Genomic DNA, 25,634 nt, shown 5'->3' on the forward strand with positions numbered 1-25,634 from the left:
GTGGTCCGCGCCGAGCGTGCACCGCATCACGACGGGCACCCCCACGACGGGCCGTACCATCGCGTCCACGCCCGCATCGTCGTAGGAATCCCCGGAGGACCCACCGTGACCAGGCCCGAACCCGCCACCGCCGTCGGCACCGGAGGGGTCAAGCGCGGCCTCGCGGACATGCTCAAGGGCGGCGTGATCATGGACGTGGTCACGCCCGAGCAGGCGAAGATCGCCGAGGACGCGGGCGCCGTGGCCGTCATGGCCCTCGAGCGCGTGCCGGCCGACATCCGCGCCGACGGCGGCGTGGCCCGCATGTCCGACCCCGACATGGTGCGCGGCATCGTCGAGGCCGTCTCGATCCCGGTGATGGCCAAGGCCCGCATCGGGCACTTCGTCGAGGCCCAGGTGCTGCAGTCGCTCGGCGTGGACTACGTCGACGAGTCCGAGGTGCTCACCCCGGCCGACGAGGCGCACCACATCGACAAGTGGGCGTTCACCGTCCCCTTCGTCTGCGGCGCGACCAACCTCGGCGAGGCCCTGCGGCGTCTCGGCGAGGGCGCGGCGATGATCCGCTCGAAGGGCGAGGCCGGCACCGGCAACGTCGTCGAGGCGACGCGGCACATGCGGGCGATCCGGTCCGAGATCCGGGCGCTGTCGCGGATGGACCCGCAGGAGCTCTACGCCGCGGCGAAGGAGCTGCGGGCGCCGGTGGCGCTCGTGCAGGAGGTGGCCGAGTCCGGCCGCCTGCCGGTCGTGCTGTTCACCGCCGGCGGCATCGCGACCCCGGCCGACGCGGCGATGATGATGCAGCTCGGGGCCGAGGGCGTGTTCGTCGGCTCGGGCATCTTCAAGTCCGGCGACCCCGCCCGGCGCGCCGAGGCGATCGTGCGGGCGACGACCTTCCACGACGACCCCGACGTGATCGCGAAGGTCTCGGCCGGGCTCGGCGAGGCGATGGTCGGGCGCACCACCGCCGACATGCCCGAGCACGAGCGGCTCGCCACGCGCGGCTGGTGAGGCTCACACCAAGATCACGACGCGGCGTGGGACGATCCGGGCGATGACCGCGTCGGACGGGTCCCCGCGTCGCCTGGTCGGGCTGCGGCCGACCGGGCCGGGACGTGACGGCTCGGACCGCTCGGACGGGTCCGGGGGCACCGACGGCTCCGACGCCGACGCCGACGCCCGCACTGAGACGATGCGGGCGACCCCGTCAGCCCCGCCCCCGCCCCAGCCCCAGCCCCAGCCCCAGCAGGCGCCCGCCCCCGCCGCCCCGCGTCCCGGGAGCGCGAGGAGGAGGACGTCGAGCCGCCGGCGCAGCGCAACGGCATGGGGACGCCGGCGCTGGTGCTCGGCCTGCTCGCCGCGGCGACGTGCTGGACCGGCTGGGCCGGGGTGGTGCTCGGCCTGCCCGCGGTCGTCGCCGGGTTCCTCGGCGCCCGCCGCGCGTTCCGGAACCTCGCCACCGACGGTGCCGCGTCGCTCGGTGGGCTCGTCGCCGGGCTGGTCGGGCTGGTCGTGGGCGCCGTGATCGTGTGGCCGACGCTGTTCGGCACCGGGGGCTTCGGCGACGGGCTGACCCTCGACCAGTGCATGGCCCAGTCCAGTACGGCCCGCGAGATGCACATGTGCAAGTCCCAGCACCTCGCCGAGTTCAACGAGCGCTACCCGAACGCCGCCGAGTAGGGCGCGATGGCACGATCGCGCCATGACGTCCGCTCCGCCGCCCGCGCGCGAGGACCGCGACCAGCGTGAGCGCGACGGCGGCCTCGGCACCGCCGCGCTCGCCCTCGGGCTGCTCGCCGTCGGCACCTGCTGGCTCGGGTGGCCGGGCCTCGTCCTGGGGCTGCTCGGGGTGGTCGTGGGGTTCATCGGGTCCCGTCGCGCGTTCCACGACCGGCACCGCAGCGGCGCGATGTCGCTCAGCGGCTTCGTGCTCGCCCTGATCGGCCTGATCGTCGGCGCGTGGCTCGTCGTGCCGGGCCTGCTCGGCGTCGGCACCTTCGGCGAGGGCCTCACCCTCGACGAGTGCATGGCCCAGGCCCAGGGGCAGCAGGAGGAGCGCATGTGCGCCTCCCAGCACCTCGACGAGTACCGCGCCCGCTACGGCGATCCCGGCGGCACCGGCGGGTAGCTCCGGCGCTCCTAGACTGGAGGCGTGAGCGCACCCGTCGGCGTCCTGGCCCTCCAGGGCAACATCCCCGAGCACCTCGACGCGCTGCGCGCCTGCGGCGCCGAGGCCGTCCCGGTGCGCCGGCCCTCCGAGCTCGCGGAGGTCGCGGGCCTGGTGCTGCCCGGCGGCGAGTCGACGACGCTGTCCAAGCTCCTCGAGGCCGTCGAGCTGCTCGAGCCGCTGCGTGAGCGCCTGCGCGCCGGGATGCCGGCCTTCGGCTCCTGCGCGGGCATGATCCTGCTCGCGCGCGAGGCCATCGACGCCCGGCCCGACCAGCACCAGCTGGGCGCCCTCGACATCACCGTGCGCCGCAACGCGTTCGGCCGGCAGGTGGCGTCGTTCGAGTCCGACCTGGCGGTCACCGGGATCGCGGGCGGCCCCGTGCGCGCGGTGTTCATCCGCGCCCCGTGGGTGGAGTCGACGGGCCGCGGTGTCGAGGTGCTGGCCCGCGTGCCGGGCAGCGTCGCGGGCCCGGCGTCGGGCAAGGTCGTCGCCGTGCGCCAGGGCCCGGTGATGGCGACGGCGTTCCACCCCGAGCAGACCGGCGACGCCCGCCTGCACGACCTCTTCCTGCGCCGGGTCCGCGAGACCGTCCGCGCCTGATCGCTGGATATCGCCGAGCGACCCAGCGGCGATAGGCTCCTGTGATGCGCTACGCCGAGGGCCCCACCGTCGAGGCCACCGTCCACGTCGCCGCGCCGCCCGCGCAGGTCTGGCCGCTCGTCCGGGACATCCAGTTCGTCGCCGACACCTCCGAGGAGCTGCAGGAGGCGCACTGGCTGCCCGCACCCGAGGGACCGGCCGAGGGCGAGGCGCCGGCGGTCGGCCACCGCTTCCGGGGTCGCAACTCCCACCCGCAGGGTGGGGAGTGGGAGACGGTCTCGACCGTCGTGGAGTGCGACGAGGAGCGCCGCTTCTCCTGGGCCGTGATGGACACCGAGAACCCGAGCGCGATCTGGCTCTTCACCCTCACGCCGGTCGAGGGCGGCACCGAGCTGCGGCAGTGGGCGCGGATGGGTCCCGGTCCGTCGAACCTCACCACGGTCATCGAGAGGATGCCCGACAAGGAGGACCGCATCGTCGCCCACCGGTGCCGGGAGTGGCAGCAGAGCATCGAGCGCACGCTGGCCGGGATCAAGGAACGCGCGGAGTCCTGAGGTGCGCACCGCCACCACGATCGAGGCCTCCGGGGCGCCGTGGGGTGAGACGGTCGACTTCGTCGTCGAGGCCGAGCGGCTCGGTCTCGACGTGTGCTGGGTGGCCGAGGCCTGGGGCTCCGACGCCCCGTCCCCGCTCGGCTACATCGCGGCCCGGACCGACCGGATGCTGCTGGGGTCCGGCGTCGTCCAGGTCGGCACGCGCTCCCCGGCCCTGATCGCCCAGACCGCGCTGACGCTGCAGGAGATGTCGCAGGGGCGCTTCCTGCTGGGGCTGGGCAGCTCGGGTCCCCAGGTCCTCGAGGGCCTGCACGGGGTGCCGTTCGCGCACCCGCTGGGACGGATGCGCGAGACCGTCGAGGTCGTCCGCCGCGTCATGGCGGGGGAGAAGGTGACCCACGACGGGCGTCACGTGCGGCTCCCGCTGCCCGGGGGCGAGGCGCGCCCGATGCGGGTGTCGGTGACGTCGGACCACCGCGTGCCGATCTACCTCGCGACGCTCTCGCCGCGGATGCTGCGGCTCACCGGCGAGGTCGCCGACGGCTGGCTGGGCACGAGCTTCGTCCCCGAGGGGGCGTCGACCTCGCTCGAGGCGCTGGCCGAGGGGGCCGCCGCGAGCGGACGCACGCTCGCCGACCTCGACCTCTGCCAGGGCGCCGAGGTCGCCTTCACCGACGACCCCGGCCGGATCGACGCGATGCTCGACGAGCGCCGGGCGGGCCTCGCGTTCAGCCTCGGCGGCATGGGCTCGGCGAGCCGGAACTTCTACCGCGACGCCTACGCCCGCCAGGGCTACGAGGAGGTCGCGGCCGAGGTGCACGCGCTGTGGCAGGCGGGCCGCCGGGACGACGCGGCGCGGGCGGTGCCGCGGGCGATGGTCGCGGCGACGACGCTGATCGGGACGCCGGACGTGGTGCGCGAGCGGCTGGCCGCGTGGCGCGGCGCCGGGATCACCACGGTCCGGCTCTACCCGGCGGGGGAGACGCTCGGCGAGCGGCTGGACACCCTGGCGCGGGCGATCGGGCTGGTGAGGGAGGTCGGATGACGGAGCCGGCAGGAACGACGCTTCCCTGGCGGGAGCGCGACAGCGCCACGTGCTCCATCGCGCGCACCATGGCGGTGCTCGGCGAGCCGTGGACGGTGCTCGTCGTCCGCGACCTCCTGCACGGGGTGCGCCGCTTCGACGAGCTGGTCGCGCACCTCGGGATCGCGCGCACGGTGCTCGCCCGGCGCCTGGCGGTGCTGGTGGACGCGGGGCTGGTGGAGACCTCGGAGTACCGCGAGCCGGGCCGTCGGGCGCGGCGGGAGTACCGGCTCACCCGGGCCGGGCACGACCTGCGTCCGGTGCTGCTCGCGCTGATGACCTGGGGCGACGCCCATCTCGACGGCGGCGCGGGGCCGCCGGTCGTCGTGCGTCACGACGGCTGCGGGGCGCCGGTGCACCTCGTCGAGGAGTGCGCCGAGGGCCACCGCCTCGCCGCGTCGGACCGGGTGCGCAGCACCCCGGGCCCCGGGGCCCGTCCCGCCCCCGTCGGGACGGACCCCTGACCTCGGCTCAGGACGCCGCGCCGGCCACGTTGTCGATGGTCGTCGTCATCTGCTCCTCGGTGACCATCGGGAAGAAACCGCGGAACGACTCGTCCTGCACACCGCTCCAGTCGTAGACCTGGGTGACCTCGGTGCCGTTGCCCGAGGGCTCGAGCTTCCAGGTCCAGACGTGGCCCTTCGCCGTGACGTCGCCGAGCTTGTCGGTGTAGCCGTCGAGCGGGTGGAGCTGCGGCGCCCAGGCGATCTCGCGGTTCTCCTGGTAGGAGGTGACCGTGTTCAGCATCTGGTAGTCGCCGAGCGCGTCGTTGTACATGTTCATGACGAACTGGTCGCCGACGTCGCTGACCTCGCCGCGGCCGTCGACGCCCTTGAGCATGCCGGCGCCGTCGAACTCGTGGTGGCGGGCCGGCGTGGCCAGCAGCGAGAAGAGCTGCTCGGGCTTGGCGTCGACGGTCCTGGTCACGGTGATCTGATCGCTCATGGGGGTGTCCTGCCCCACACGGCCGCCCGGCAAACGGTTGGGCACGACCGAAGTCAGCGACCGGGGGGTGCCAGGCGGTAGACCGCGCCCGCCTCGTCGTCGGTGACGTACACGGCGCCGTCGGGGCCGGGGACCGCCGCGACCGGCCGTCCCCACCGCGACCCGTCGGGCGCCTGGAAGCCGCCGACGAGGGTGCGCTGGCCGCCGAGGTCGCCGCTGCGCCACGGGTAGAACGACACCTCGGGCGCGCGGGGCGACTGCCGGTTCCACGAGCCGTGAACCCCCACCAGCGCGCCCTGCCCGTAGGGCGCGGGCAGCGTCGCGCCGAAGGCGAGGCCGAGCGGGGCCGAGTGGGCGCCCATCGTCTGCTCGATCGGCGTGAGGGTCCCGCAGTCGAGCGCGCGGCCGTCGGGGTTGGTCTCGGCGTCGGCCACGAACGGCGGGTCGGAGGGGTCGACGGCGCTGCCCGGGACACCGGGCGCGACGTCGGGGTCCGGGTTGCAGTACGGCCAGCCCAGGTCGCGGCCCGGGGTGAGCCGGGCGAGCTCCTCCGGCGGGTGGTCGTCGACGTAGTCGGGGATGACCCGGCCGCGGGCCGACCCGTCGTCCTCGCCGTAGGGCCGGTCGTAGGGGAACGGGATGTTGTCGCGGTTGTTCACCGCGGTCCAGACCGCCCCGTCCGGGGCGACGGCGAGGCCCGTGCCGTTGCGGACGCCGCGGGCGAAGGGCTCGGGCGCACCGCCGCCCGGCGGCACGCGCAGGATCGACGCCCGCTGCGGGTCGGCCTCGCGGTCCTGGGGCGAGACGTTGCCCGTCGAGCCCACCGAGATGTAGACCGAGCCGTCCTGACCGACGGCGACGCTCTTGAGCGCGTGGGCGTATGCGCCGCCCAGCTCCGGGCTCCGCGCGTCGGGGAGGTCGTCGACGACGGTCGTCGGCGTGCCCAGGGCCGGGCCCTCGTAGGGGTACGAGCGCACCGCGTTGCTCTCGGCGACGTAGAGGGTGCTGCCGACGAACGTCATCCCGTGCGGCTGGGTCAGGCCGGACGCCAGCGTCGTGGTCGTCGGCCCGTCCGGTCCCGGGACGAGGCGGACGATCTCGCCGGCGCCGGGCCGCGAGACGAGCAGGGCGCCGTCGGGGGCGAACACGGCCATCCGCGCGGAGTCCACGCGCGCCCAGACCGCGATCGACCAGCCGTCCGGGATCAGGGCCTGGCGGGGCGCGTCGAACGGGGCCCCGGCATCCCCCGGGGGCACCGTCACCGGCGAGGCCACGAGGCCCTGGGTCGCGGCGCCCGCCGGGGCGGGGCCCGGTCCGGCGGCCGGCACGACGGCGTCCCCGTCACCCCCGGGTGGCGGGGGAGCGGCGGCGCCCCCGCACGCGACGGCGAGGGCCAGGAGGGCGACCGTGGCGCCCGCGACCAGGGATCGCGCGAGGCGATGCGGCATGCGGCGAGCCCATCACACGCCGCCGTCCCCCGCGCGCCAGGGTGGGGGAGCGTGCGGGGGCGTCAGGGCGTCAGCCGCGCAGGATGAGGCAGCTCGACGTGCCCTCGGCGACGAGGCGGCCGGCGCCGTCGAGCAGCTCGGCGCGGGCGAGCGCGGTGCTGCGCCCGGAGTGCACGACGTGGCCGACGGCGCGGGCGGTGCCCGAGTCGGCGGTGAGGCGGCGCAGGAACTTCACCGACAGGTCGAGGCTCGTGTAGCCGACGCCGGCCTCGAGCGTGCTGTGCACGGCGCACCCGAGCGCGGAGTCGAGCAGGGTCGCGTAGATCCCGCCGTGCACCGAGCCGATCGGGTTGTAGTGGTACTCGGCGGGCTCGACGGTGAACACGACGCGCCCGCGCTCCACGGACTCCACGGCGGCCCCGACGAGGGTCATGATCGGCGGCGGCGGGAGCGTCCCGTCCGCCATGGCGGCCAGGAACGACAGGCCGTTGCGCTCGGTCGCCGCCGCGGCGAGCGTCCGGGGGTCGGACCAGGTGTGGGTGCGCTCGCGCGTGGTGACGTCCATGCTGCTCCCTGGGTAGCGGAAGGAAACTCAGGCCGGGAATCCGCACCGTACCGTCCCGTCGCCGCGGGTGGGACCTCACCTAGACTGGATCGCCAGGAGCGTGTGCGGCGCGAGCCGCCACCTGCGCCGGCCGGGGTCCGCCCCGGGAGCGGCGCCCGCGGTCGAGGACACGCGCGAGACGAAGGGCGGGAAGCGATGAGCGGCCACTCCAAGTGGGCGACCACGAAGCACAAGAAGGCCGCGATCGACGCGAAGCGCGGCAAGATGTTCGCCAAGATGATCAAGAACATCGAGGTCGCGGCCCGCACCGGCGGCGGCGACCCGGCCGGCAACCCGACGCTCTACGACGCCATCCAGAAGGCGAAGAAGACCTCGGTGCCCAACGACAACATCGACCGCGCCGTCAAGCGCGGGTCGGGCGCCGAGGCGGGCGGGGCCGACTACCAGGCCATCACGTACGAGGGCTACGCCCCCGGCGGCGTCGCGGTGCTCGTCGAGTGCCTCACCGACAACAAGAACCGCGCCGCCGGCGAGGTGCGCACCGCCATGAACCGCAACGGCGGCGCGATGGCCGACCCGGGCTCGGTGGCCTACCTGTTCAACCGCAAGGGCGTCATCATCGTCCCCAAGGAGCAGTCCGGCGGCGCGCTGTCGGAGGACGACCTGCTGCTCGCCGTGCTCGAGGCCGGCGCCGAGGAGGTCAACGACTACGGCGAGAGCTTCGAGGTGCTCACCGAGTCGAACGACCTCGTCGCCGTCCGCACCGCGCTGCAGGAGGCGGACATCGACTACGACTCCTCCGAGGTGTCGTTCGTGCCGTCGATGAACGTCGAGGTCGACGCCGACGGGGCCCGCAAGGTCCTGCGGATCATCGACGCGCTCGAGGACTCCGACGACGTCCAGAACGTCTACTCGAACTTCGACGCGTCCGACGAGGTCATGGCCGAGGTCGGCTGACCGGGTGCCGCCCACCGCTCCCTGCGTCGTCGCCCCGCTCGCCGCGGGCGACGCGGGGGAGGCCCTGACCGTGCAGTACGCGGCCTACCTCGCCGAGGCGCGCCGCTACGGCACCACGGAGATCCCGCCGCTGCGGGAGACGGTCGCGGAGCTGGCGGCCGACCTGGAGCGGCCCGACGTGCGCGCGTTCGGCGCCTGGGCCGGCGCGCGGCTGATCGGGTCGGTGCGTCTGCGCGGCGACCGCGTCGGCACCGGGACGGGGTGCGCCGAGCTGGCCCGCTACTCGGTCGCGCCCGACGCCCAGGGCCACGGCGTCGGCCGCGCGCTGCTCGAGCGCGCGCACGCCGAGCTGGCCGCCGGTGACGTCACCTGGCTCGTCACGGGCGCCCGCAGCGAGGAGAACCTGCGGCTCTACCGCCGCGCCGGCTACGAGGAGACCGGCCGGCTCGTCGACAGCGCCGGCGTCGAGCTGCTGCGCCTCGAGCGGCCGGCGCCCGGGTCCTAGGCGTGTCCCGGTTCCTCGACGGCATCCTCCTGCTCGGCGCGGTGCTCGTCGCGCTGTGGGTGCCGTTCTGGTGGTGGGGGGCGCCCGGGTCGCCGATCGCCTTCGCGCTCCTGTCCGGGACGCCGGTGGTCGCGGTGGTCGCGATCGTGGTCGCGGTGCTCGCGCTCGTCCGGCGACGCTGGGCGGCCGGCGTGGTGGCGCTCGCCGCGGCCGTGGTGCTCGGGGCGATCGTCGTGCCGCGGGCCCTCGACGACGGCGACCCGGTGGTCGCCGCCGGCCCGGGGAGCACGCCGGTGGTCGTGGCGACGGTGAACATGCAGTTCGGGCGGGCCGACCCGGCGGCGGTGGTGGCGCTGGCCCGCGACCGTCGTGTCGACGTCCTGGGCCTGCAGGAGATCACCCCGGAGGCCGAGCAGCGTCTCGCGGCCGCGGGCCTGCGGGCGGAGCTGCCGTTCACGGAGTCGGCGGCGCGACGGGGCGCGGGCGGCACCGCGCTCGTCTCCCGCCACCCGCTCGCCCCCTCCGGGCTGGTGCTGCGGCCGGGAGTCTTCTCGCAGGTCACGGCCCGGGTCCTCGCGCCGAGCGGGCCGGTCGACGTCGTCGTCGCGCACCCGTCGGCGCCGGTGTTCCGGGACGACCCCGGGGGATGGGCGCGCGAGATCGCCGAGCTCCCGGGCCCGGCGCCGGTCGGGGGACCGCCCCGGCTGGTGATCGGCGACCTCAACGCGACGCTCGACCACCGCCCGCTGCGCGCGCTGCTGGCACCCGGGACGTGGCGCGACGCGGCGTCCGCGGTCGGCGGCGGGCTGCGGGGCACGTGGCCCACCGACTCCACGCTGCCGCCGTTCGCGGCCATCGACCACGTCCTCGTCTCCGGGCCGATCTCGGCCGTCGAGGTGAGCACGCAGGAGCTGCCGTCGACCGACCACGCCGGGCTGGTCGCCACCCTGCTGGTGCGCGACGGCCGGAGCCCTCTCACCCCCGGAGCGTGAGCGGGCGCCCGAGGATCCGGCTCCAGACCGCGCGCTCGTCCTCGAGCGCCCCGTCGGGCAGCGGGGTGCCGAAGGGCGTGACCTCGAGCCGGTCGTCGTCGGCGCGCCAGGTGCCCACCACCCGGCCGGCGTCGAGCACGACCGGCGCGATCCACCCGGCGGCGCGGCTGACCTCGCCGCGGTGCGCGGTCGGGACGAGGTCGGGGTCGCCGGTGCCGGCGCCGAGGACGTAGGGGTCGAAGGGGCCCAGGAGACGCAGTCCCGGCCCCGCGGCCCCGAGCTCGTCGACGTCCTCGGCCCGCGCGTAGCGGGTCTCGCCGTCGACGCCGACCTCGGCGAGCGCGCCGTCCGCGACGAGGTCGGCGAACCACGCCCGCAGCCGCTTCTTCGGCGTGGCGCCGCGCAGGAGCCAGGCGTCGAAGGCCGTCGCGGTCGCCGGCCCGTGGGCGGCGAGGAACGCGGGGACGACCTCGCGGGCGGCCTCGTCGGGGTCCGGGAGCCCGGGCCAGTCCGGGACCAGCGTGCGCGGGTGCGCGAACGTCACCCGCGACCCGGCGGGTGGGCCGTGGCAGAGCAGCCCCTGCCAGGCCAGCGGCTTGAGCACCGCACCCCAGCCGGAGCCGAGCGACTCGGCGAGTCCCTCCTCCCGGCTGTGGGCGACGAGGGCCGCGACGAGCTCCTCGCGGGTCAGGACGGCGTCGGCGAGCACCTCGGCGACGGCGGCCTCGAGGGCCTCCATCTGCGCGGCCGTGGCGAACTCGCGCTGCCAGGAGCCCTTGTCCCAGGTGCGGGCCGCCGCGAGGAGCGCCAGGACGGCGGGCGCCTGGTCGGCGGCGAGGAGGTGCAGCGTCCCGCGCAGCGACCAGGTCCGGATCAGCGTGCCCGTGGCCAGGGCGGCGTCGACGGCGCCGTCGTCCGCGGTGCCGTCGGCCGTGCGCACGGCGACGGCCTGCGCGGCGGCCGACGGGACCTGCGCCTGCACCCCGACGAGGCGCCGGGCGATCGCGGTGGGATCGGTGCCGTCGCGGCGGGCGACGTGCTGGCGGCGCAGGCGGAAGGCGCGGACCTGGCCCGCGGTGACGTTCACGCCTGGTCGAAGGAGCGCAGCCCCTGCGGCTCGGTGTCGGTGACGTCGACGCCGGTCACCTGCGCCTGCGACGGGCCCTCGTGCGCCCAGGCGATCATGCGCTCGACGGCGTCGTCGTCACCCTCGACGACCATCTCGACCGAGCCGTCGTCGCGGTTGCGCACCCACCCGGCGACACCGAGATCGCCCGCGGTGTCCTGCGCGCTCTGACGGAAGAAGACTCCCTGCACCTGCCCCTGGACGACGATGTGCTTGCTCGCCACCGAGACCTCCCCCTTCGCTCGAACATGTGTTCTACTCGTGGGCGATGACCGCCGCGTGGACGCCCTCGCTGTTCGGCGGGGGCGAGCCCGCTCCCGATCCGACGGTCGTCCCGCGCCGCATCGTCCTGGACGACACGTCGTGGGTCGATCTCGCCCCCGCCTGGCTCACCGGCGCCGACGCCTGGTTCGACGCGATCGTCGCCGAGGCGCCGTGGAATCAGCGGCGGCGCCGGATGTACGACCAGGACGTGATGGAGCCGCGGCTGACCTGCGGATGGCGTGTCCCCGAGGCGCCCGACCCCGCGCCGGCCGTCGCCGGGGCGCTCACGGCGCGGTACGGCGTGCGCTTCGACCGCGTCGCGGCCAACTACTACCGCCACGGCGAGGACTCGGTGGCCTGGCACGGCGACCGCGTCCGCTACACCCACGAGGCGCCCATCGTCGCGATCGTGTCGCTCGGGGCCCCACGGCGGTTCGGCCTGCGGCCCGTGGGCGGCGGGCCGTCGACGCGGCTGACCGTCGCGGGCGGCGACCTGCTCGTCATGGGCGGGCGCTGCCAGCACGACTGGCAGCACACGGTGCCGAAGTGGCCCGGCGCCGGCCCGCGGGTGAGCGTCACCTTCCGGCACGACGACCCGGGGCCGCGACCCTGACCAGGCCCTAGATCGGGATCTCGCTCGTGTCCCCGTCGGCGCGCGTCCCGTGGATCCGGCGCTGGTCCTCGGTGATCCGCAGGTCGTTGATGCTCGCCTCCCGTCGGGCCATGAGGCCGTTGGGGGCGAACTCCCAGTTCTCGTTGCCGTAGCTGCGCCACCACTGGCCGTCCTCGTCGCGGCACTCGTACTGGAAACGCACCGCGATCCGGTGGCCGCCGTAGGTCCACAGCGCCTTGCGCAGCGCGTAGTCGTGCTCGCGCTCCCACTTGCGGGTCAGGAACCCGATGACCTCGTCGCGGCCGGTGACCCACTCGTCGCGGTTCCGCCAGACGGTGTCCACCGTGTACGCGAGCGCCACCTTCTCCGGGTCGCGGGTGTTCCAGCCGTTCTCGGCGGCCAGCACCTTCGCGCGTGCCGACTCCTCGTCGAACGGCGGGAAGGGCGGGCGGGGCTCCTCGGTCGGGCTGCTCACGGTGGTCCTCCTCGCGGGGGTGCGGCTCGGGTCAGCATGCCGCACGATCCCGGCGTTGATCACCAGCGCGAGAAGACACCGCCCGACCGGCGGGGCACCGCGGGACACGCCGGGGGACGGGGACGAGAGCCGGTCGGCGGGCCGGCGCCCCGTAGCGTCGCGACCCATGCGGGTACTGGGCGTCGACCCCGGGCTGACGCGCTGTGGTCTCGGCGTCGTCGAGGGCTCCGGCGGGCGGTCCGTGCGCGCCGTGGCCGTGGACGTGGTGCGCACGCCGCCCGAGGCGGAGGTGGCGCAGCGGCTGGCGGCGGTCGCCGACGCGGTCGAGGCCTGGATCGCCGAGCACCGGCCCGACGTCGTGGCCGTCGAGCGCGTGTTCGCCCAGCACAACGTGCGCACGGTGATGGGGACGGCGCAGGTCAGCGGGGTCGTCGCGCTGGTCGCCGGACGCGCGGGCCTGCCGGTCGCGTTCCACACGCCGAGCGAGGTGAAGGCGGCGGTCACCGGTTCGGGACGCGCGGGCAAGGAGCAGGTGACGGCGATGGTGACCCGGGTGCTCTCGCTCGGCGTCGCCCCGCGCCCCGCCGACGCCGCCGACGCCCTCGCCCTGGCCGTCTGCCACTGCTGGCGCGCTCCGATGATCGCCCGCATGGCCGAGGCCGAGGCCCGCGCCGCCGAGGTCGCGAAGCACCACCGCGCCCGCCTCGCCGCCGCGCGCAAGGCCGCCCGTTGACCCTGGCGCACGTCCTCTCCGCCGACGGCACGCGGATCGCGGTGGAGACCGTCGGCGAGGGCCCGCCGCTGGTGCTCACGACCGGTGCCCTGCAGGACCGGGCGAGCGTCCGCCTGCTCGCCGAGACCCTCGCCGACCGGGCCACCGTCCACACCTGGGACCGCCGGGGACGCGGCGACTCGGGCGGCGCGCCCGACCCCGAGGTCGACCCCTCGGGCCGGACGGCGAGGCGCTGGTCGCGGCCGAGGTCGCCGACCTCGCCGCCGTCGTCGCCCACGCCGGTGGACCCCCGGCCCACTACGCGCACTCCGCGGGCGCGGTGCTGGTCCTCGAGGCGGTGCTGCGCGGGGTGCCGGCCCGGCGGGTCGTCGCCCACGAACCGCCGTGGCGCCTCGCGACCGACGACCCGTCCCCGCGCCACGACCTGGCCGCCGCCACGATGGCGGCCCTGCGCGACGGCCGCCCCGACGACGCCGCGGCGGTGTTCCTCGGCGGCTTCCCGGCGGCCGCGCCCGCACCGGTCGAGCGCCTGCGGGCCACCCCGTTCTGGGCGCGGACCGTCGCGCTCGCCCCGTCGTTGCCCCACGACGTCGCCCTCGTCGTCCGCGACGCCCTGCCGAGCGACCGGCTCGCGGCGCTGCGCACACCCCTGCTCGCCCTCGACGGCGGCGCGAGCCCGGCCTGGGTGACCGAGGCCGTCGCCGCCCTGGCCGCCGCGGTGCCCGGTGCGGAGCACCGCACGATGCCCGGCCAGGAGCATTTCGTCCTCCCGTCGGTGCTCGCCCCGGTGCTGGCGGACCACCTGACGGGATGAGCTCTCCAGAACGATCTCCCGAGAGTGCCGTGAGCGTCCCCGCACCGGCGGCACTCCCGAGAGATCGTTCTGGAGAGGTCGTCCGTCCCCGACGGTCGGCCCGGGACGTGGGCGCGGCGTTGCGCGGCGGTGTCGGAGGTGCCCGGTAGCCTTCGAACGCGTGTTCGCCACGAGGGTCGGGAGGGTCGTGCGGTGATCTCGTCGGTGCGGGGGGAGGTCCTGGGCCTCGGGCTCGACCACGCCGTGGTCGAGGTCGGGGGTGTGGGGCTGGCCGTGCAGGCGACGCCCAACACGCTGGCCCGCCTGCGCCGCGGGCAGCAGGCCCGCCTCGACACGGCGCTGGTGGTGCGCGAGGACTCGCTGACGCTCTTCGGGTTCGCCGACGCCTCCGAGCGCGAGATGTTCCTGCTGCTCCAGACGGTGTCCGGGGTGGGGCCGCGCGTCGCGCTGGCGACGCTGGCGGTGCTCGACCCGGCGGCCCTGAGCCACGCACTGGCCGACGGCAACCTCACGACGCTCATGAGCGTGCCGGGCATCGGGCGCAAGGGCGCCGAGCGCCTGGTGGTCGAGCTGCGCGACAAGGTCGCCCCGCCGAGCGCCGCGGACGCCGACGGGACGCCCGCTTCGGCCGTGGCGGCGGGGACGCTGCGCGACCAGGTGGTCGAGGCACTGGTCGGCCTCGGCTTCGCCGCCAAGCCCGCCGAGAAGGCCGTCGACGAGGTGCTCGGCGGCCCGTCCGGCCCGGACGACTCCTCCGGTGTCCTGCGCGCCGCGCTCTCCAGGCTCGGGCCGCGATGAGCGAGCACGACCTGGAGGCCAGCCTCGAGCGGGCGCTCGCGAGCACGCCCGCCGACGGCGAGAGCGACCTCGAGAACAAGCTCCGCCCCGCCCGGCTCGCCGAGTTCATCGGTCAGCCCCGGGTCCGCGAGCAGCTCGACCTCGTGCTCCGCGGCGCGCTGGGCCGCGGGAGCCCGCCGGACCACGTGCTGCTCTCGGGTCCGCCCGGCCTGGGCAAGACCAGCCTCGCGATGATCATCGGTGCGGAGCTGGGCAGTCCCGTGCGCATCACGTCCGGCCCGGCCCTGGAGCGCGCGGGCGATCTCGCCGCCATGCTCTCCAACCTCGTCGAGGGCGACGTCCTGTTCATCGACGAGATCCACCGCATGGCCCGGCCCGCGGAGGAGATGCTCTACCTCGCGATGGAGGACTTCCGCGTCGACGTCGTGGTGGGCAAGGGCCCTGGCGCCACGTCCATCCCGCTCGACGTCGCCCCGTTCACGCTGGTGGGCGCCACCACCCGGGCCGGCGCGCTCACCGGCCCGCTGCGCGACCGCTTCGGCTTCACCGGGCACATGGAGTTCTACGAGCCCGAGGATCTCGAGCTCGTGGTCCGGCGCAGCGCGCAGATCCTCGACGTCGACCTGCGCCCCGACGGCGGCCGCGAGATCGCCCACCGCTCCCGGGGCACGCCCCGCATCGCCAACCGCCTGCTGCGCCGGGTGCGCGACTACGCCGAGGTCCGCGCCGACGGCGCGGTGACGCGCGACGTCGCCCGGGCGGCGCTGGCCGTCTACGACGTCGACGAGCTCGGCCTCGACCGTCTCGACCGCGCGGTCCTCAGCGCGCTGGTGCGCAGCTTCCACGGCGGGCCGGTCGGCGTGTCCACGCTGGCCGTGGCCGTGGGGGAGGAGCCGGGCACGGTCGAGGAGGTCTGCGAGCCCTACCTCGTGCGGGCGGGGATGCTCGCCCGCACGCCGCGCGGGCGCGTGGCGACGCCCGCCGCGTGGCGTCATCTCGGCCAGGAACCGCCCGCCACCGGCGCGGACAGCACCGACGATCCCGGGGACGACCCACGGGGCCAGGGCACGTTGTTCGGCTGAGCTGGCAGACTCGGAACCGGACATGCGCGGGTCGCACGAGGGTCACCCGCCCGGTGGACGGAGAACCATGGATCTCATCTTCCCCCTGCTCATCCTGTTCATGATCGGTCTGGTGTTCATGTCCAGCCGGCAGCGCAAGAAGCAGGAGAACCAGCAGAAGAGCCTTCAGGGCAGCCTGAACGTCGGCGACGTGGTCGTGATGACCAGCGGCGTGAGCGGCACGATCGTCGACGTCGACGACGAGCGCACCATCGACCTCGAGATCGCCCCGGACGTCGTCACCACCTGGCTGCGCGCCGCCGTGCGCGAGAAGCTCGTGGCTCCGGAGGACCCCGAGGTCGTCGAGGACCTGGACGAGTCGGACGACGTCGTGCCCCAGTCGTCGATCCCGACCGAGAGCACCCCGGTCGTCGACGCCGGCACCAACGGCACCCACGTCACGGAGACGAACTCCGACATCAAGGACGCGAAGGCCGACTCGACGGACAACGTCTCGTCGCCGCGCTCCTCCTGATCCGACCGGGGCGGGCCGCCGCCGGGCGCGCCGGGTCCGGCGCCTACCCTCGCGGCGAGCCCCTCCCCGGCTGACCGACCCGAGCATCTGGAGCAACGCAGCGTGGCCCCTCCGACCGTCCGATTCTCGCCCGGGCGCTACCTGGCCGCCTTCGTCGTGCTGGTGGCCGCGCTCTACGGACTGGTCTTCTTCACCGGGGACGGGTCGCCGACGCCCAAGCTCGGCATCGACCTCCAGGGCGGCACCCGGGTCACGCTGACCGCGCGCACCGAGACCGGCGCCGCGCCGACGCCCGACCAGCTCAACCTGGCGCGCCAGATCATCGACCAGCGCGTCAACGGGCTCGGCGTCAGCGGCGCCGAGGTGGTGCAGGACGGCAACAACCTCGTCATCACGGTGCCCGGCCAGGAGGGCGACCAGGCGCGCTCGCTCGGCCAGACGGCGCGGCTGTACTTCCGCCCCGTGCTCGGCGGACCGATCCCGGCGGGCCCCCAACCGGGTCAGCCGGGGCAGCCGGGAGCCACGGCGCCGGGAGCACCCGGCGGGCCGACCGGCGCCGGCACGCCCGGCCAGGCCCCCGCCGGACAGAGCGTGCCGCTCGACGGCCTCCGGCAGCAGCCCCGGTTCCGACGCCACCCCGGGCGGCGACCCGGGCGCGACGTCGCAGGACCCGCGCCTGGCCCAGGCGATCGCCGAGGCGAAGGCGACGCGCCAGAGCGACGACCCGGCGGTGCAGGAGCAGGCGGCGCTGGCGCTGGACTGCGCCGTCGAAGACCCTCTGCGCGGCTACGACGACCCGGCGCGGCCCCTGGTCTCGTGCAACCGGGAGGGCACGGAGAAGTACCTGCTCGGGCCCGCGATCCTCTCGGGCACCGACGTCGCGAGCGCGCAGCCGAACCCCAACCCCCAGGGCGTCGGCTGGATCATCAACCTCGCGTTCAAGGGCGGCCAGGCCGCGAACACGTGGGCCGACTACACCAGCGCGAACGTCAACAACTCGAACGCCGTCGTCCTCGACTCGCAGGTCGTCTCCGCGCTGCGGATCGTCCAGCCCCTGCTCGACGGCAACGCGCAGATCTCCGGCAACTTCAACCAGGCGTCGGCCACCGACTTCGCGAACGTCCTGCGCTACGGCTCGCTGCCCCTGTCGTTCGACACGTCCGAGGCGCAGACCGTGTCGGCGACGCTCGGGCTGGCGTCGCTGCAGGCCGGGCTGATCGCGGGCATCGTGGGCCTGGCGCTGGTGTTCCTCTACTCGCTCTTCTACTACCGCGCGCTCGGCGTGCTGACGATCCTGTCGCTCATCCTGTCCGGGCTCGTCGTCTACGCCGTCCTCGTGCTGCTCGGGCGGGGGATCGGCTTCACCCTCGACCTCGCCGGTGTCGCCGGCTTCATCGTCGCCATCGGCATCACGGCGGACTCGTTCGTGATCTTCTTCGAACGGATCAAGGACGAGGTCCGCGACGGGCGCAGCTTCCGGTCCGCGGTACCCCGCGGATGGGTCCGGGCCCGACGCACGATCCTCTCCGGCGACGCCGTGAGCTTCCTGGCGGCGGTGGTGCTCTACGTCCTCGCCGTCGGCCAGGTGAAGGGCTTCGCGTTCACGCTGGGCATGTCCACCGTCCTCGACCTGGTCGTGGTGTTCCTCGTGACCCACCCGCTGCTCGCCCTCGCGTCCAACTCGCGGCTGTTCGCCAGCCCCGCGTGGTCCGGTCTGGGGGAAGCGGTGCGCCATGCCCCGCGACCCGGTGGCGGTCCCCCACGCGCGGGCGGGCGGCGCCCGGCCGGGAGCGGGACGGGGACCCGCGGGGGCTCCAGCCGCCCGGGATCCCGCACCGCGCCGGGCCGTGACCGCGCCGGACGTGGGGGTGCCCGATGACCCGGTCCACCAGCGGCCCGAACAACCGCCGCACCGACGCCGTCACCAGCGGTGACACGAACCGACCCGCGGGCCGCGGCAACGGCCGCGCGGGCGGGCGCCGCCGCGCCGAGGACGCCCCGCCCGGGGACGAGGTCCGGGACGACCCGAGGGACGACGTGAGGGACGACCTGGGGGACGACCAGGCCGACGACGGGACGGACCTCGACGACGACCCGACCGGCGAGGCCGCCGCCGACGCCCCCGAGGAGCGGGACGACGGCGCCCGCCCGCGGCGCCGCAGCCGGCTCGACTCGCTCTACCGCGGCAACGGTGGCATCGACATCGTCGGGCGCTCCAAGACCTGGTACGCGGTCTTCGGCGTCGCGCTGATCATCTGCATCCTGTCGATGGTGATCCGGGGCTTCAACTTCGGCATCGACTTCGAGGGCGGCACGAGCGTCCAGATGCCGGCCGTCGGGGCGAACGGCCCGATCGCGACGCAGCAGGTCGAGCAGGCCTACACCCAGGCGGTCGGCCTCGAGGCGACCTCCGTGCAGAGCGCGGGCCAGGGCGCCTCCTCGACGATCATCATCCGCTCGGAGCGCCTGGACGTCGCGCAGGTCATCGCCCTGCGCCAGACGCTCTTCGAGCGGTTCCAGCCGCTGGGGACGTCCGGGGCGCCCGACCAGAACGCGATCTCCGACAGCGCGGTGAGTGCCAGCTGGGGCGGCGAGATCACGCGGCAGGCGGGCATCGCGCTCGTCGTCTTCCTCGTGCTCGTGACGATCTACCTGTCGTTCTACTTCGAGCGACGGATGGCGCTCGCGGCGCTGATCGCCCTCGCGAACGACATCATCATCACCGCGGGCGTCTACTCGCTGGTCGGCTTCGAGGTCTCGCCGGCCACGGTCATCGGCCTGCTGACGATCCTCGGCTTCTCGCTCTACGACACGGTCGTCGTGTTCGACAAGGTCCGGGAGAACACCCGCGGCCTGCTCGGCCTCACGAGACGCACGTACGCCGAGGCCGCGAACCTCGCGGTCAACCAGACGCTCATGCGATCGCTGAACACCTCGCTGATCGCGGCGCTCCCGCTGATCGGGCTGTTCGTCGTCGGCGTGGTGCTGCTCGGGGTCGGCGTGCTCGGCGACCTCGCGCTCGTCCAGCTCGTCGGCACCATCGTCGGTGCCGCGTCGTCGGTGCTGCTCGCGACGCCGATCGTGGTCGACCTCGCGATGCGCGACAAGCGCTGGGCCGCGCAGGCCGAGAAGGTCGCGGCCCGCCGGGCCAAGAACGCCCGGCGCACCGAGGGCGGGGACGGCGCCGGGGCGGCCGCGAACGGCCCGTCCACCGACGTCCTCGACACCCGCCAGGTCGCCGCGGCCGGTGCCCGGAGCTCGGGCGCCCGCGACGGCGACGGCCGGGCCGCAGCTCCGCGTCCCGGTGCCCGTCCCACGGGCCGCAGCGGGCGCCCGTCGGGCAAGCGCCGCAGGTGAGCACCGCGAGCGACGCACCCGACGACGACCGTGCCGATCTCGACGTGACCGATCTCGACCTGGTGGCGAGCCTGCTGCGCGAGGTCCCCGACTTCCCGACGCCCGGCATCCGGTTCTGGGACCTCACCGGGCTGCTCGCCGACGGGCCGGGGCTCGCCGCGACCACCCGGCTGCTGGCGGCCCCGGCGGCGCGCACCGGCGTCGACGTCGTCGTCGGCATCGAGGCGCGCGGCTTCCTGCTCGGCGCGGCCGTGGCCCACTCGCTGGGCGTGGGCGTCGTCGCCGTGCGCAAGGAGGGCAAGCTGCCCGCGGTCGCCGCGCGGCGGACCTACGACCTCGAGTACGGCTCCGCCACCCTCGAGCTACCCGCCGACGTGCTCCACCCGGGCACGCGGGTGCTGCTCGTCGACGACGTCCTCGCCACCGGCGGCACCGCGGCCGCGGCGTGCCAGCTGGTCGAGGGCGCCGGCGCGGTCGTCGCGGCGTTCTCGGTGGTGCTCGAGCTGCCGGCCCTCGAGGGCCGCGCGCGCCTGGGCGGCCACGACGTCCACGCGCTGCTCGCGCGCTGACCGGCGCTCCACCGACCACTGACCGACCGCCCGGCGCGCGCCCGGGTCGTCACGGGCCCGGGTGGGCCGCCGTCCTCCACGCGTACCGATCGTGGACGACCGATCGTCCGATCGGGCCGCCGGCGACCGGACACCCCGCCGATGCCGGGATATCCTGGATGGATTCCGGACACGGGTGGGCGCAGGCCCCGCCCGTCGGTCGGAGGGGAAGGGGACGACGCGTGAGCCAGCACGTCGACGCCACGGGCACACCGCTGGCCACCGAACCCGCCCCGTCGGACGGCACCGACGACGACCGGGGCACGCGCGAGGACGCGGTCCTCGAGTCCGCAGGCCTCTCGCCGGCCCCGCCGGTCAGCGCCACCCGCCCGCCCTCGGCGACGCGCCGGGTGCGCGCCCGCATCGCCCGCCGGATCACCGCCCAGCGCTCGGGCGTGGTCAAGCCGGTGCTCGAGCCGCTGGCCGCGGTGCACCGCGAGCTCCACCCGTCGGCCGACATGGCCACGCTGCAGCGCGCCTACGACATCGCCGAGCGCTCGCACGACGGGCAGATGCGCAAGAGCGGCGACCCGTACATCACGCACCCGCTGGCGGTCGCGACGATCCTCGGCGAGCTCGGGATGGACACGACCACGCTGGTCGCAGCGCTGCTGCACGACACCGTCGAGGACACCGACTACTCGCTCGAGAAGCTCGCCTCCGACTTCGGCGCCGAGGTCTCGCACCTCGTCGACGGCGTCACCAAGCTCGACAAGGTCCAGCTCGGCGCCGCGGCCGAGGCGGAGACGATCCGCAAGATGGTCGTGGCGATGGCGCGCGACCCGCGCGTGCTCGTCATCAAGCTGGCCGACCGGCTGCACAACATGCGCACGATGCGCTTCCTCAAGCCGGAGAAGCAGGCCAAGAAGGCCCGCGAGACCCTCGAGGTGCTCGCGCCGCTGGCCCACCGGCTGGGGATGTCGACGGTCAAGTGGGAGCTCGAGGACCTCGCGTTCGCGATCCTGCACCCGAAGCGCTACGACGAGATCGTCCGTCTCGTCGCCGACCGCGCGCCCAGCCGCGACACCTACCTGCGCTCGGTGATCGACGAGGTGTCCGGCCAGCTCACCGAGGCCCGGGTGAAGGCCGAGGTGCTCGGGCGGCCGAAGCACTACTACTCGATCTACCAGAAGATGATCGTCAAGGGTAAGGACTTCGACGACATCCACGACCTCGTCGGCGTGCGCGTGCTCGTCGAGGACGTGCGCGACTGCTACGCCGCGATGGGCATGGTGCACGCGCTGTGGCAGCCGATGCCCGGGCGGTTCAAGGACTACATCGCCCAGCCGCGGTTCGGCGTCTACCAGTCGCTGCACACCACCGTGATCGGGCCGGACGGGCAGCCGCTCGAGGTGCAGATCCGCACCCACGACATGCACCGCACCGCCGAGTACGGCATCGCGGCGCACTGGCGCTACAAGGAGACCCCCAAGGGGACCCACAAGAGCTCCTCGAACGGCTCGAACGGCGACGGCACCCTCGAGCTCGACGAGATGGCGTGGATGCGCCAGCTGCTGGACTGGCAGCGGGAGGCGGCGGACCCGGGGGAGTTCCTCGAGTCGCTGCGCTACGACCTCGCCACCCGCGAGATCTTCGTGTTCACGCCGAAGGGCGACGTCATCACGCTGCCCAGCGGGTCGACGCCGGTCGACCTCGCCTACGCGGTGCACACCGAGGTCGGCAACCGGTGCATCGGCAGCCGGGTCAACGGCCGGCTGGTCGCCCTCGAGCGCGAGCTCGAGAACGGCGAGGTCGTCGAGATCTTCACGTCGAAGGCCGAGGGCGCCGGCCCGTCGCGCGACTGGCTGGGCTTCGTCGCCTCGCCACGGGCCAAGCAGAAGATCAAGCAGTGGTTCGCCAAGGAACGCCGCGAGGAGGCGATCGAGGGCGGCAAGGAGGCCATCACCCGCGAGGCGCGGCGCACCGGCCTGCCGCTGCAGCGCCTCGTCTCGGGCGACTCCATGGGCGCCCTGGCCCACGAACTGCGCTACGCCGACGTCTCCGCGCTCTACGCCGCGGTCGGCGAGCACCACGTCTCGGCGCGCCACGTCGTCCAGCGGCTCGTGGCGCTGCTCGGTGGGGTCGAGCAGAACGAGGAGGAGCTGGCCGACCGCGCCACGCCCTCCACGGTCCAGCGCCGGCGCGGCACCGGCGACGTCGGCGTCGTCATCGACGACATGGACGACTCCGCCGGCGACGTCTGGATCAAGCTGGCGCGCTGCTGCACGCCGGTGCCCGGCGACGGCATCCTGGGGTTCGTCACCCGCGGCGGCGGCGTCAGCGTGCACCGCACCGACTGCACCAACGCCGACGAGCTGCGCAGCGAGCCCGAGCGTCTGGTCAACGTGCACTGGGCGTCGTCGTCCAGCGCGCTGTTCCTCGTCGCGATCCAGGCCGAGGCCCTCGACCGGCACCGGCTGCTCTCCGACATCACCAAGGTGCTGGCCGACGAGAAGGTCAACATCCTCTCCGCGTCGGTCACCACCTCGCGCGACCGCGTGGCCGTCAGCCGCTTCTCGTTCGAGATGGGCGACCCCAAGCACCTCGGCCACGTGCTCAAGGCGGTCCGCAACGTCGAGGGCGTCTACGACGTCTACCGGGTGACCTCCGCGAGCTGAGGCTCCGTTCCGGGCTCAGGCCGACGACGACCGTGCGCGGAGGGCGTCGACGGCCCGGGCGACGAGGTTGCGCGGGGGTTGCTCGTCGGTGTGCCAGTCGGGACGGGCGGAACGGGGGTCGAGGGCGTCGACCGACTCCGGGTCGAGCCCGGGACCGTCGGAGGGGCGCATGAGGGAGCGGACCCCGGCGTCAATGACCGTGACGAGCGGGACCGCGAGCAGGGCACCGGCGATGCCGGCCAGCACGAGGCCGCAGGCGATCGGCAGCACGACGGCGAGCGGGTGGAGCTTGATCGACCGCCCGAGCAGCAGGGGCTGGAGGATGTAGCCCTCCAGGTTCTGCACCAGCACGAGCAGCAGGACGACGAGCAGGGCGTCGGTGATGCCGCCGCTGACCAGGCCGACGAGCACCGCGACGACGCCGGAGACGACGGCGCCGAGGGTGGGCACGAAGGCGCCGAAGAAGATGAGCGCGGCCAGCGGCACGGGCAGCGGGATGCCGATCAGCCACAGCCCGACGCCCGCGGTGATCGCGTCGGCGGCGGCGACGAGGATCGTCGCGCGGGTGTAGCCGACGAGCGAGGCGAACGCGCGGCGTCCGGCGATGTCGGCGCGGTCGCGGGCCTGGCGCGGGACCGCGCCGAGGACGAAGCGCCAGACGGTGCCGCCGTTGTAGACGAAGAAGATCAGCGTGAAGAGGGCCAGCAGGAGCTCGGTGAGGACCTCGCCCACGGTGCTCACCGCGCCGAGGGCGCTCTGCGCGAGCGTCGCCTGGCTGGACTGGAGGTAGGCGAAGAGCTGGTTGCCGACCTCGGTGAACTGCTCGTTGTTCAGCCCGAGCGGGCCGGTGCGCAGCCACTGCTGGATGCCCGCCACGCTGGCGAGCAGCTGTGACGACAGCTCCGGGAGGCCGGAGACGAAGGCCAGCCCGACGCCGTAGAACACGCCCCCGACGACGGCGACGCCGCTGACGATGACGATCGCGGTGGCCACCGCGTGCGGCAGCCACCGGATGCGCGACAGCGCGTGGGCCGACGGCGCGAGCAGGGAGGCCGCGATCAGCGCGAGGACGACGGGCACCACGACCGCCCCGAGCAGGCCCAGGACGTAGATGACGACCAGGATCGCCGCACCCAGGAGCAGCAGGCGCCAGGCGAGCGCGGTGGCGATCTCGAGGGCCGGCGGGACCTCCCAGCGCTTGCGTCCCTGGAGGAGGATGCCGCCCCCGGCAGCGGCCGCTCCGGTGTCGCCCGCGCCGTCCGGGGGATCCGCTCCGATCGTCGGCAGGGTCACCGCCTCACCGTAGTCGCGCGGGCCGCCGGACGTTCTCTGGCGCCCGGCCACTGCTGGATCGGTGCAGAGCGGGATACCATGAGGGCCGTGAGCCGACGAGCGAAGATCGTGTGCACGTTGGGGCCGTCGACGTCGACGCCCGAGGCCATCCGTGACCTCGTCCGCGCCGGCATGGACGTGGCCCGTCTCAACTTCAGCCACGGCGAGCACGCCGAGCACGAACGGATCTACCGCCTCGTGCGCGAGGCGGCCGACAGCGAGGGCCGCGCGGTCGGCATCCTGGCCGACCTGCAGGGCCCGAAGATCCGACTCGGACGCTTCGCCGACGGCCCGCAGATGTGGGCCACGGGCGAGACGGTGTCGATCACCACCGAGGACGTCGCGGGCACCCACGACCGCGTCGGCACCACGTACAAGGGCCTCGCCGACGACGCCCGTCCCGGCGAGTCGCTGCTGATCGACGACGGCAACGTCGCGCTCGAGGTCACCGCCGTCGAGGGCCGCGACGTCGTCTGCCGCGTGATCGAGGGCGGCCGGGTCTCCGACAACAAGGGCATCTCGCTGCCCCACACCGCGGTGTCGGTGCCGGCGATGAGCGACAAGGACGAGGCCGACCTGCGCTTCGCCCTCGGCCTGCGCGTCGACATGATCGCGCTGTCCTTCGTGCGCTCGCCCGCGGACGCCGAGCTGGTCCACAAGATCATGGACGAGTACGGCTCGCGCCTCCCGGTGATCGCGAAGATCGAGAAGCCCGAGGCCGTCGACGCGCTCGAGGCGATCGTCCTCGCCTTCGACTCGATCATGGTCGCCCGCGGCGACCTGGGCGTCGAGCTGGCGCTCGAGGACGTCCCGCTGGTGCAGAAGCGCGCGGTGCAGATCGCGCGCGAGAACGCCAAGCCGGTGATCGTGGCGACGCAGATGCTCGAGTCGATGATCCACAACTTCCGGCCGACCCGGGCCGAGGCCTCCGACGTGGCCAACGCCGTGCTCGACGGCGCCGACGCCGTGATGCTCTCCGGCGAGACCAGCGTCGGCGACTACCCCATCGAGACGGTCCAGACGATGTCCCGGATCGTCGCGGCGGTCGAGGTCGGCCCGGCCTCGGTGCCGCCGATCCAGCACGTCCCGCGCACCCAGCGCGGCGTGGTGACCACCGCCGCGCGCGACATCGGCGAGCGCCTCAACGCCCGCGCGCTGGTGGCGTTCACGCGCACCGGCGACACGGTCCGCCGGCTCGCCCGCCTGCACACCCGGCTGCCGGTGCTGGCGTTCTCGCCGATCCCCGAGGTCCGCAGCCAGCTCGCGCTGAGCTGGGGCGTCGAGACCTTCCTCGTGCCCTGGGCGGACACCACCGACGCGATGATCCGTCAGGTCGACGCGTCGCTGCTGGAGATCGGGCGCTTCGCCGCAGGCGAGCTCGTCGTGATCGTCTCCGGCTCGCCGCCCGGCACCGTCGGCAAGACCAACCTGCTGCGCGTCCACAAGATCGGGGAGGACGCGCGCTGAGCCGTCGATGGCATCA

28 protein-coding genes are annotated in these 25,634 nt (G+C 74.6%); 21 read left to right on the plus strand and 7 right to left on the minus strand.

Annotated features, from left to right (window positions below; translation table 11 throughout):
* Window positions 1–105 precede the first annotated feature (105 nt).
* The 7 genes from pdxS (at window position 106) to ACQPYN_RS13080 (ending at window position 4,869) form a co-directional block, all read left to right on the plus strand.
* Window positions 106–1,008: a pyridoxal 5'-phosphate synthase lyase subunit PdxS gene (pdxS, locus tag ACQPYN_RS13050; RefSeq protein ID WP_328308553.1), complete on the plus strand. Its 903-nt coding sequence runs from the start codon at window positions 106–108 to the stop codon at window positions 1,006–1,008.
* 312 nt (window positions 1,009–1,320) lie between these two features.
* Window positions 1,321–1,677: a hypothetical protein gene (locus ACQPYN_RS13055; RefSeq protein ID WP_433037452.1), complete on the plus strand. Its 357-nt coding sequence runs from the start codon at window positions 1,321–1,323 to the stop codon at window positions 1,675–1,677.
* A 22-nt stretch (window positions 1,678–1,699) separates the two neighbouring features.
* Window positions 1,700–2,125: a hypothetical protein gene (locus ACQPYN_RS13060; RefSeq protein ID WP_433037455.1), complete on the plus strand. Its 426-nt coding sequence runs from the start codon at window positions 1,700–1,702 to the stop codon at window positions 2,123–2,125.
* Window positions 2,126–2,149: 24 nt separating this feature from the next.
* Complete coding sequence (gene pdxT / locus ACQPYN_RS13065) at window positions 2,150–2,767, plus strand: pyridoxal 5'-phosphate synthase glutaminase subunit PdxT (RefSeq protein WP_433037458.1); 618 nt, start codon at window positions 2,150–2,152, stop codon at window positions 2,765–2,767.
* A gap of 44 nt (window positions 2,768–2,811) precedes the next feature.
* Window positions 2,812–3,321: an SRPBCC family protein gene (locus ACQPYN_RS13070; protein ID WP_433037460.1), complete on the plus strand. Its 510-nt coding sequence runs from the start codon at window positions 2,812–2,814 to the stop codon at window positions 3,319–3,321.
* A gap of 1 nt (window position 3,322) precedes the next feature.
* Complete coding sequence (locus tag ACQPYN_RS13075; protein WP_433037462.1) at window positions 3,323–4,366, plus strand: LLM class flavin-dependent oxidoreductase; 1,044 nt, start codon at window positions 3,323–3,325, stop codon at window positions 4,364–4,366.
* A complete protein-coding gene (locus ACQPYN_RS13080) occupies window positions 4,363–4,869 on the plus strand; it encodes a winged helix-turn-helix transcriptional regulator (protein ID WP_433037465.1) in 507 nt (168 codons plus the stop codon). Before ACQPYN_RS13075 ends, ACQPYN_RS13080 begins: the two co-directional genes overlap by 4 nt.
* A gap of 7 nt (window positions 4,870–4,876) precedes the next feature.
* Here the strand turns inward: ACQPYN_RS13080 and ACQPYN_RS13085 are convergent, their stop codons facing one another.
* The 3 genes from ACQPYN_RS13085 to ACQPYN_RS13095 form a co-directional block, all read right to left on the minus strand.
* Window positions 4,877–5,350, minus strand: a complete 474-nt coding sequence (locus tag ACQPYN_RS13085) for an SRPBCC family protein (RefSeq protein ID WP_433037468.1) — start codon at window positions 5,348–5,350, stop codon at window positions 4,877–4,879.
* A 53-nt stretch (window positions 5,351–5,403) separates the two neighbouring features.
* On the minus strand, window positions 5,404–6,798 hold the full coding sequence (locus ACQPYN_RS13090) for a PQQ-dependent sugar dehydrogenase (protein ID WP_433037471.1): 1,395 nt from the start codon (window positions 6,796–6,798) through the stop codon (window positions 5,404–5,406).
* A 70-nt stretch (window positions 6,799–6,868) separates the two neighbouring features.
* Window positions 6,869–7,363: a PaaI family thioesterase gene (locus ACQPYN_RS13095; protein ID WP_433037474.1), complete on the minus strand. Its 495-nt coding sequence runs from the start codon at window positions 7,361–7,363 to the stop codon at window positions 6,869–6,871.
* Between the two features lie 195 nt (window positions 7,364–7,558).
* Here ACQPYN_RS13095 and ACQPYN_RS13100 point away from each other — a divergent pair, with 195 nt between their 5' ends.
* From ACQPYN_RS13100 to ACQPYN_RS13110, 3 genes are read left to right on the plus strand one after another with little or no spacing between them, the layout of a single operon-like run.
* A complete protein-coding gene (locus ACQPYN_RS13100) occupies window positions 7,559–8,320 on the plus strand; it encodes a YebC/PmpR family DNA-binding transcriptional regulator (protein WP_274191823.1) in 762 nt (253 codons plus the stop codon).
* A gap of 4 nt (window positions 8,321–8,324) precedes the next feature.
* The gene (locus ACQPYN_RS13105) at window positions 8,325–8,825 is read left to right on the plus strand and encodes a GNAT family N-acetyltransferase (RefSeq protein WP_433037476.1); all 501 of its coding nucleotides are present in this window, start codon (window positions 8,325–8,327) and stop codon (window positions 8,823–8,825) included.
* 2 nt (window positions 8,826–8,827) lie between these two features.
* On the plus strand, window positions 8,828–9,817 hold the full coding sequence (locus ACQPYN_RS13110) for an endonuclease/exonuclease/phosphatase family protein (RefSeq protein WP_433037479.1): 990 nt from the start codon (window positions 8,828–8,830) through the stop codon (window positions 9,815–9,817).
* Here the strand turns inward: ACQPYN_RS13110 and ACQPYN_RS13115 are convergent.
* Entirely contained in the window at window positions 9,801–10,904 is a 1,104-nt protein-coding gene (locus ACQPYN_RS13115) for a winged helix DNA-binding domain-containing protein (protein ID WP_433037481.1), read from the minus strand. The two genes, ACQPYN_RS13110 and ACQPYN_RS13115, sit on opposite strands and share 17 nt — an antisense overlap.
* Entirely contained in the window at window positions 10,901–11,167 is a 267-nt protein-coding gene (locus ACQPYN_RS13120) for an acylphosphatase (RefSeq protein WP_433037483.1), read from the minus strand. The genes ACQPYN_RS13115 and ACQPYN_RS13120 overlap by 4 nt, the downstream gene beginning before the upstream one ends.
* Before the next feature lie 44 nt (window positions 11,168–11,211).
* Between ACQPYN_RS13120 and ACQPYN_RS13125 the strand changes: the two genes are divergently transcribed.
* Window positions 11,212–11,820: an alpha-ketoglutarate-dependent dioxygenase AlkB gene (locus ACQPYN_RS13125; RefSeq protein WP_433037486.1), complete on the plus strand. Its 609-nt coding sequence runs from the start codon at window positions 11,212–11,214 to the stop codon at window positions 11,818–11,820.
* Window positions 11,821–11,827: 7 nt separating this feature from the next.
* Here ACQPYN_RS13125 and ACQPYN_RS13130 read toward each other — a convergent pair whose 3' ends face one another.
* On the minus strand, window positions 11,828–12,295 hold the full coding sequence (locus ACQPYN_RS13130; RefSeq protein ID WP_433037489.1) for a nuclear transport factor 2 family protein: 468 nt from the start codon (window positions 12,293–12,295) through the stop codon (window positions 11,828–11,830).
* A 166-nt stretch (window positions 12,296–12,461) separates the two neighbouring features.
* Here ACQPYN_RS13130 and ruvC point away from each other — a divergent pair, with 166 nt between their 5' ends.
* The 9 genes from ruvC to ACQPYN_RS13175 all read left to right on the plus strand — a co-directional run bounded on the left by ruvC (window position 12,462) and on the right by ACQPYN_RS13175 (window position 22,819).
* Entirely contained in the window at window positions 12,462–13,028 is a 567-nt protein-coding gene (ruvC, locus tag ACQPYN_RS13135) for a crossover junction endodeoxyribonuclease RuvC (protein WP_433037492.1), read from the plus strand.
* Between the two features lie 319 nt (window positions 13,029–13,347).
* Complete coding sequence (locus tag ACQPYN_RS13140) at window positions 13,348–13,842, plus strand: hypothetical protein (RefSeq protein WP_433037494.1); 495 nt, start codon at window positions 13,348–13,350, stop codon at window positions 13,840–13,842.
* A gap of 192 nt (window positions 13,843–14,034) precedes the next feature.
* Entirely contained in the window at window positions 14,035–14,640 is a 606-nt protein-coding gene (ruvA, locus tag ACQPYN_RS13145; RefSeq protein WP_433037496.1) for a Holliday junction branch migration protein RuvA, read from the plus strand.
* On the plus strand, window positions 14,637–15,722 hold the full coding sequence (gene ruvB / locus ACQPYN_RS13150; RefSeq protein WP_433037498.1) for a Holliday junction branch migration DNA helicase RuvB: 1,086 nt from the start codon (window positions 14,637–14,639) through the stop codon (window positions 15,720–15,722). Before ruvA ends, ruvB begins: the two co-directional genes overlap by 4 nt.
* A gap of 67 nt (window positions 15,723–15,789) precedes the next feature.
* On the plus strand, window positions 15,790–16,236 hold the full coding sequence (yajC, locus tag ACQPYN_RS13155; protein ID WP_433037500.1) for a preprotein translocase subunit YajC: 447 nt from the start codon (window positions 15,790–15,792) through the stop codon (window positions 16,234–16,236).
* 730 nt (window positions 16,237–16,966) lie between these two features.
* Window positions 16,967–18,115, plus strand: a complete 1,149-nt coding sequence (secD, locus tag ACQPYN_RS13160; RefSeq protein WP_433037502.1) for a protein translocase subunit SecD — start codon at window positions 16,967–16,969, stop codon at window positions 18,113–18,115.
* Entirely contained in the window at window positions 18,112–19,593 is a 1,482-nt protein-coding gene (gene secF, locus ACQPYN_RS13165) for a protein translocase subunit SecF (RefSeq protein WP_433037504.1), read from the plus strand. Before secD ends, secF begins: the two co-directional genes overlap by 4 nt.
* On the plus strand, window positions 19,590–20,162 hold the full coding sequence (locus ACQPYN_RS13170) for an adenine phosphoribosyltransferase (RefSeq protein ID WP_433037506.1): 573 nt from the start codon (window positions 19,590–19,592) through the stop codon (window positions 20,160–20,162). Before secF ends, ACQPYN_RS13170 begins: the two co-directional genes overlap by 4 nt.
* A gap of 158 nt (window positions 20,163–20,320) precedes the next feature.
* Window positions 20,321–22,819, plus strand: coding sequence for a RelA/SpoT family protein (locus ACQPYN_RS13175; RefSeq protein WP_433037508.1), 2,499 nt, complete (start codon window positions 20,321–20,323; stop codon window positions 22,817–22,819).
* Window positions 22,820–22,834: 15 nt separating this feature from the next.
* On the opposite strand, the gene ACQPYN_RS13180 is transcribed toward ACQPYN_RS13175, so the two are convergent.
* Complete coding sequence (locus tag ACQPYN_RS13180) at window positions 22,835–24,112, minus strand: AI-2E family transporter (RefSeq protein ID WP_433037510.1); 1,278 nt, start codon at window positions 24,110–24,112, stop codon at window positions 22,835–22,837.
* An 87-nt stretch (window positions 24,113–24,199) separates the two neighbouring features.
* Between ACQPYN_RS13180 and pyk the strand changes: the two genes are divergently transcribed.
* Window positions 24,200–25,618, plus strand: a complete 1,419-nt coding sequence (gene pyk, locus ACQPYN_RS13185; protein ID WP_433037512.1) for a pyruvate kinase — start codon at window positions 24,200–24,202, stop codon at window positions 25,616–25,618.
* The last annotated feature ends 16 nt before the right edge of the window (window positions 25,619–25,634 follow it).

Origin of the sequence: Actinomycetospora sp. CA-053990 (genome assembly GCF_050948445.1) — a bacterium.
Classification (GTDB): domain Bacteria; phylum Actinomycetota; class Actinomycetes; order Mycobacteriales; family Pseudonocardiaceae; genus Actinomycetospora; species Actinomycetospora callitridis.